Raw genomic sequence first — 5,885 nt, forward strand, 5'->3', positions numbered from 1 at the left:
CCCCCGCCCCCCCGGGCCGCGGCCCCGGCGCCCCGCGCCCCGCCCCCCCCCGGCACGGGGGTTACTCGGCCCGCCGCCGCGGGCGGGGTGTCCCGCGGGGCGGTGGTCTCGGCCGGCTTCGGGGATGACGACATACGACTGAGCGTAGTTGGATGAGCGGCGCCACACCGGCCCGGGTTGGCGGCATCTCGGGCCGCCGGGCGAAAGTTCGCGTTTGCCTGTGGTGTGAACCGGGTACGAAAAGGGAGTCCGGTGCAGACTGTGCACCGGCGCTGTGGTGCGCCGCTGCACTGTCGCGCCCCCGGCAGGAATCGAACCTGCGACCTAGGGATTAGAAGGCCCTTGCTCTATCCAACTGAGCTACGGAGGCAGTGCGTCCACCATGGCCGAAGCCGGCCGCGGTGTCCACCGGGCGCAAGTATAACGAGCGTCCATATTTCCGACCGCTCGTACCCGCGCACGGCGATTCGCCGGACGAGGGACGGTCTTTCGGCGCACCGCCCGACCCGGACGCGATCACCACGGTCGGCGCGATTCACCCCAGCCGGCCAGGGTTCCCCACATCAGTGGTCACCAGTCGACCAGTGGTCACCAGTCGATCAGAGTTCACCAGTCGATCAGGCCGAGATCGTAGAGGCGCTGGAAGACCAGCAGCGAGCCCGGCGCCACGTGCCGCATGGCGGCGTACTCGCCGACGGTGAAATAGCGCAGCTCGGCGATCTCCCCGTTGGGGCGCGGCTCGCCGGACAGCGCGCCGGTGTAGCAGGTCATGTGCAGGCGCACGCCCGGCCCGTGCCCGAAGGCCTCGGCCTCGAAGACGCCGAGCCGTTCGTGCCCGACCACAGTGACGCCGAGCTCCTCCTCGATCTCGCGGCGCAGCGCCTGGTCGGGCGTCTCTCCCTCGTCGATCTTGCCGCCCGCCATATAGAAGACGTCTTTGCCCGCCGACCGCGTCTGCAGCAGTCTGCGGTCACGGATGTGGGCGAGCGCGGCGGTTCGGATCACCGGGCCACCCTACGAGTGCGCGCGGGCGGGGCGCGACGGCCCTCCGGTCGCCGTGCCCCGCCCTCGTGTGATGCCTCGATCGGACCTGGGGCATTCCGGCCCCACGCCCACGCCGGGGCTCAGGTCAGCTCTCGGCGGTCTGGGCCTGGAACATCCAGCGCATCTTCTCCAGCTCGGCGGTGATGCCGATGAGCAGGTCCTGGGTCACCAGGTCGGCGGTGTCGGTGGCCTCGATCCGCTCGCGCATGCGGCGTACCGCGATGTCGAGCGTGCGCACCATGGCCTCGACCACCTCGCGGTCGGCGACGTAGCCCGCCGGGAACTCCGGCAGCGCGCGCGACTCGGCCACGGTGCGGGCCCGGCCGTCGGGCGAGATGCCGAGCGCGGCACCGCGTTCGGCGATGGTGTCGGCGAATCCGCGTGCGGCGTCGACCAGTTCGTCCAGCTGCAGGTGCAGCTCCCTGAAGTGGCGGCCGACGACGTTCCAGTGCGCCTGCTTGCCGATCAGCGACAAGTCGATCATGTCGGCGAGCGCGTCCTGGACGACGATGCCGACGACCTTCTGCTCGGCGGTGCCCAGAGTGGTGGTGATCGGGGTGGCGGACAGCGTGGCGGTCATGAGCTACTCCTCTCGATCAGAAATCCCGCGACACCGGCAACCCGGCGCACGAGCTTTTCTGGAATGATTCAAGTTTATCGAGGAAGATCGCCCATGGCCACCGCCGAGGGCATGACCTTGCCCACAGCGTCCACGCCGGGAATCCCGGCCCGCGCTCAGCCGCAGACCACCGCGACCGCCTCGGCGAGCAGCCCGAGGCCGTGAGCCAGTTCGTCCTCGCCGATGGTCAGCGGCGGGATCAGCTTGACCACCTCGTCCATCGAACCCGAGGTCTCCACCAGCAGTCCGCGATCGAAGGCGGCCCGGCAGACCTTGGCCGCCCGGGAGGCATCGGCGAACACCAACCCCTGCACCAGTCCGCGCCCGCGCACCGAGACGCCGCCGCACTCCCCCGCGATCCGCTCCAGCCCCGATCGCATCGACGCCGCCTTGACCGCGGTGCCGCGTTCCAGCGCGTCGTCGGACCAATAGTGCTCCAACGCCGCCCGCGCCGTCACGAAGGCGTGGTTGTTGCCACGGAAGGTGCCGTTGTGCTCGCCGGGCGCCCACTGGTCCAACTCGGGGCGCATCAGCACCAGCGCCATCGGCAGGCCGTAGCCGCCGATCGACTTCGACAACGTCACGATGTCGGGCGTGATGCCCGCGACCTCGAAGGAGAAGAACGGGCCGGTGCGCCCGCACCCCATCTGCACGTCGTCGACGATCAGCAGGATGCCGCGCTCACGGCACATCCGCGCCAGCGCGCGCAGCCAGTCGGCGCCCGCGACATTGACCCCGCCCTCGCCCTGCACGGTCTCCACGATCACCGCCGCCGGTTTGTCCAGCCCGGAGGAACTGTCGTCGAGCATCCGGCTCATCCAGCCGAGGCTGTCGCCCGCGCCGAGATAGCCGTCATAGGGCATGGGCGTGGCGTGCGGCAGCGGCACGCCCGCACCCGCCCGCTTGGCGGCGTTGCCGGTGACCGACAGCGCGCCGAGGGTCATCCCGTGGAAGGCGTTGGTGAAGCTCAGCACCGCCTGGCGCCCGGTCACCTTGCGTGCCAGCTTGAGCGCGGCCTCCACCGCGTTCGCCCCGGTCGGTCCAGGGAACTGCACCTTGTAGTCGAGGCCGCGCGGGCGCAGCACCAGATCGCGCAGCGTCTCCAGCAGAGCACGCTTGGCGACGGTCGACATGTCGAGGCCGTGGGTGAGGCCGTCGCCCGCGATGTAGTCGATCAGCGCCCGCTTGAGCACCGGATTGTTGTGCCCGTAGTTCAGCGCGCCCGCACCGGCGAAGAAGTCGAGGTACTCCCGGCCGCGCTCGTCGCGCAGCACGCACCCGCTCGCGGTGTCGAAGACAGCGGGCCATGACCGACAATAGCCGCGGACCTCGGATTCCAGCTGGTCGAAAACGCTGGTCTCGGCGACGAACATCGACGATCCTTCCTGCCCCGCGCGCGAACCATCCGCGCATGTGAAGCGCCTGCGTTTCTAACACTGCGCGGACGCACGCGCGGCGCTTTGGCGAAAATCGCCGTACGGGGTGGCGATCGCGGGACCGGCGCGAGCCGGGGGCGCGTCGCCGGACGGTTGCCGCGCGGGTTCAGTCGCGCGTCTCGCCGTGGGCCGAGTAGAGGCTGACCTCGCCACCCTCGCCGAGGAAGGCGTTGACCAGCATGATGCCCTCGGCGCGCAGGTCCCCGGGGTCGGGGGCGCTGGTGGTGATGTTGATCTGTGGGATGGTCGCCCAGTTCACCACGTAGCGCTCGGGCGGGCCGTCGTCGTCGGACAGCCGGGCCAGACGGAACACCGAGACGGTTTTGCGAACGATGAGATCGCGCACGACCTCGGCGATTCGCTCGGGGTCTTCCAGCGCGAACAGAAAGCCGAATGTCAGCTCCGGCGAGGACACATAGGCGGGCACGAATGTCGAGGTTAGCCGATCGGCCGCCGGGGCACGCGGCACTGCGCGGAATCGGTTGCCGAACGAATGCGGGCAACCACCGGCACACGGACCGCACGGTATTCACCGGACCGGAAAAGCACGGCGGTCGATAACAATTCACACGCGCATCGGCCAATTGTGCGCACACCGGTTGCACGGTGCTCGCAGGCGCGCTTTTCTGAGTGCGGACCGATTATCGTCCGTCGATCATCTCTCGCATCGTCGCGAATTACCCACGCACGCCGCAGCGCCACGGCGGCGGATCGGCGGCTCGGGTCGGGCACCGAGCGATTACGCGAACGCACGCTGTCGACGAACAGGGGGCACCGAAATGCCGACCGACGCCGGATGGATCGAGACCAGCACACTGCCGTCACGTTCGGCGCTGCTGGACGCGCTGCGCGCCGAGGCGGACCTACCCGCCCACGCCCACCCGGTGCTGGCCGACGCCCGCGCGCTGGCCCGCTGTCACGAACGCAGGACGCGGGCCGTGGCGCTGGTGCGCGCGCACGACAGCTCGCCGATCTCCGCGGCGGTGATCTCGGCGGCGGTGGTCGAGGACATCGATCGCGAGCGCGCCACCATGGTCGACCGGATCAACGCCTGGGTCGCCACCCACCTGGCGCACCGGCAGGGGGCCTCGCTGCACACCGAGACCCTCGGCGCGATCATCGACCGGATCGCGGCGAAATGGGTTGCCGCACAGGCACACGGCCGGGAACCGGCACACGCGCTCGGCAGGCCACCCGGCCGCGAGCCCGCGTCCGACGAGGCGCACCGGTGCGGGCGGCGCCTGGCCGAACTGGCCGACGGCTACCAGGTGCTGGTGACCGAGGTGGCCCAGCACCGCAGGCGGCTGCCGGTCCACTGAGGAGCGGACCGGCACGGCCTCAGCGGCGATCGCCCGCCTCGGGACCAGCCGGGTCGCGATCGACGATCTCCGCGTCGATCGGCTCGGCCGTGAACAGGTCGGCGTCGAACGCCTCGGCCGGCGCGTCGAAGCCCTCCGCGACCGGGGCCGCGGTCCGCTCCGGCGCGGCCGACTGCTCGGTGTCGCGCCGCGCGGCCTCGGCCGCCTCGCGCATCTCCACGGCGTCGGTGATCCATTCGCCGATCTCGCGGGTCACCTCGGCCACCGTGGCGGTGATGATGGTCGCGATATTTCCGACGTGCCGCGCTCCCGACGACGTCAATTCCTGGATGAGATCCTTGTTGGCTTCGAATTTACCGATCATCGCGCGCCCACTTCGGTCGTCGTCTTCTGACGCACCACGATAACACCGGGAGCGGGTTCGGATTTCGTCCACTGCGGGGGCAGGGCGAGCCGGAAAATCTTCCGCCAGACGTCGGACAACTGCGTGCGCAGCGGGCCGGTGTGATACGGCAATCCGTACTTCTCGCACAGCGCCCGCACCTGCGGCGCGATCTCCGGGTAGCGGTTGGCGGGCAGATCGGGGAAAAGGTGGTGCTCGATCTGGTGCGAGAGGTTGCCGCTCATGATGTGGAACAGCCTGCTGCCGGTGATATTCGCCGACCCGAGCATCTGGCGCACATACCATTCTCCCCTGGTCTCCTCGGCCGTCTCCTCCTCGGTGAACGTCTGTACGCCGGAGGGGAAGTGACCGCAGAAGATGATCGAGTACGCCCAGACATTGCGCACCAGGTTCGCGGTGACATTGCCGGCCAGCGTGATCGGCGCCAGCGGCCCGGTGAGCGCGGGGAAGAGCACGTAGTCCTTCACGGCCTGCTTGCCCGCCTTGCGCCACCAGCCCTTGACCAGCGGTTTCACATCGCTCCACGACCGCTTGCCCTTGACGATGTTGTCGGCCTCGGCGTCGTGCAGCATGACGCCCCACTCGAACAGCATCATCAGCGCGAAGGCGTAGACGGGGTTGCCCAGATAGTAGGGATGCCAGTCCTGCTGCTCGTCGATGCGCAGGATGCCGTAACCGATGTCGCGGTCCTTGCCGTGGATGTTGGTGAAGGTGTGGTGGATGTAGTTGTGCGAGTGCTTCCACTGGTCGGCCGGGCACACGGTGTCCCATTCGAACTCGCGGGAGTTGAGGTCGGGCTCGCGCATCCAGTCGTACTGGCCGTGCATGACGTTGTGCCCGATCTCCATGTTGTCCAGGATCTTGGACACGCTCAGCGCGGCGACCGCGGCCAGCCACACCGGCGGTAGGAAGCCCAGGTACATCAGGCCGCGACCGGCGATCTCGAATCCGCGCTGCGCCCTGATGATCGAGTAGATGTACTCGCGGTCGCGCGCGCCCCGGGCGGGGCGCACGCGATTTGGCAGGGGGTCGAGCGACTCGCCCAGTTCGCGCACCTGGTCCCG

7 protein-coding genes and 1 tRNA gene are annotated in these 5,885 nt (G+C 69.3%); 1 reads left to right on the plus strand and 7 read right to left on the minus strand.

Features of this window, described 5'->3' with window-relative positions; genetic code table 11:
- Window positions 1-296: 296 nt before the first annotated feature.
- From QH283_RS28090 to QH283_RS28110, 5 genes are all read right to left on the minus strand, one after another.
- A tRNA-Arg gene (locus QH283_RS28090) sits at window positions 297-370 on the minus strand.
- Window positions 371-606: 236 nt separating this feature from the next.
- Window positions 607-1,005, minus strand: a complete 399-nt coding sequence (locus tag QH283_RS28095; protein ID WP_280505942.1) for an NUDIX hydrolase — start codon at window positions 1,003-1,005, stop codon at window positions 607-609.
- Between the two features lie 124 nt (window positions 1,006-1,129).
- Entirely contained in the window at window positions 1,130-1,624 is a 495-nt protein-coding gene (locus QH283_RS28100; RefSeq protein ID WP_280505943.1) for a Dps family protein, read from the minus strand.
- Window positions 1,625-1,779: 155 nt separating this feature from the next.
- Window positions 1,780-3,036 carry a diaminobutyrate--2-oxoglutarate transaminase gene (ectB, locus tag QH283_RS28105; RefSeq protein ID WP_280505944.1) on the minus strand — a complete coding sequence of 419 codons (1,257 nt, stop codon included), beginning with the start codon at window positions 3,034-3,036 and terminating at the stop codon, window positions 1,780-1,782.
- Window positions 3,037-3,205: 169 nt separating this feature from the next.
- Window positions 3,206-3,526, minus strand: a complete 321-nt coding sequence (locus QH283_RS28110; protein WP_280505945.1) for a hypothetical protein — start codon at window positions 3,524-3,526, stop codon at window positions 3,206-3,208.
- A gap of 352 nt (window positions 3,527-3,878) precedes the next feature.
- On the opposite strand from QH283_RS28110, the gene QH283_RS28115 reads away from it, so the two are divergent.
- Window positions 3,879-4,418: a DUF4254 domain-containing protein gene (locus QH283_RS28115; RefSeq protein WP_280505946.1), complete on the plus strand. Its 540-nt coding sequence runs from the start codon at window positions 3,879-3,881 to the stop codon at window positions 4,416-4,418.
- A 19-nt stretch (window positions 4,419-4,437) separates the two neighbouring features.
- Here the strand turns inward: QH283_RS28115 and QH283_RS28120 are convergent, their stop codons facing one another.
- Window positions 4,438-4,782 carry a hypothetical protein gene (locus QH283_RS28120; RefSeq protein ID WP_280505947.1) on the minus strand — a complete coding sequence of 115 codons (345 nt, stop codon included), beginning with the start codon at window positions 4,780-4,782 and terminating at the stop codon, window positions 4,438-4,440.
- On the minus strand, window positions 4,779-5,885 hold a 1,107-nt coding region (locus QH283_RS28125; RefSeq protein WP_280505948.1), incomplete at its 5' end, for a fatty acid desaturase family protein. The genes QH283_RS28120 and QH283_RS28125, both read right to left, overlap by 4 nt.

Source organism: Nocardia farcinica (assembly GCF_029867845.1).
Classification (GTDB): domain Bacteria; phylum Actinomycetota; class Actinomycetes; order Mycobacteriales; family Mycobacteriaceae; genus Nocardia; species Nocardia farcinica_A.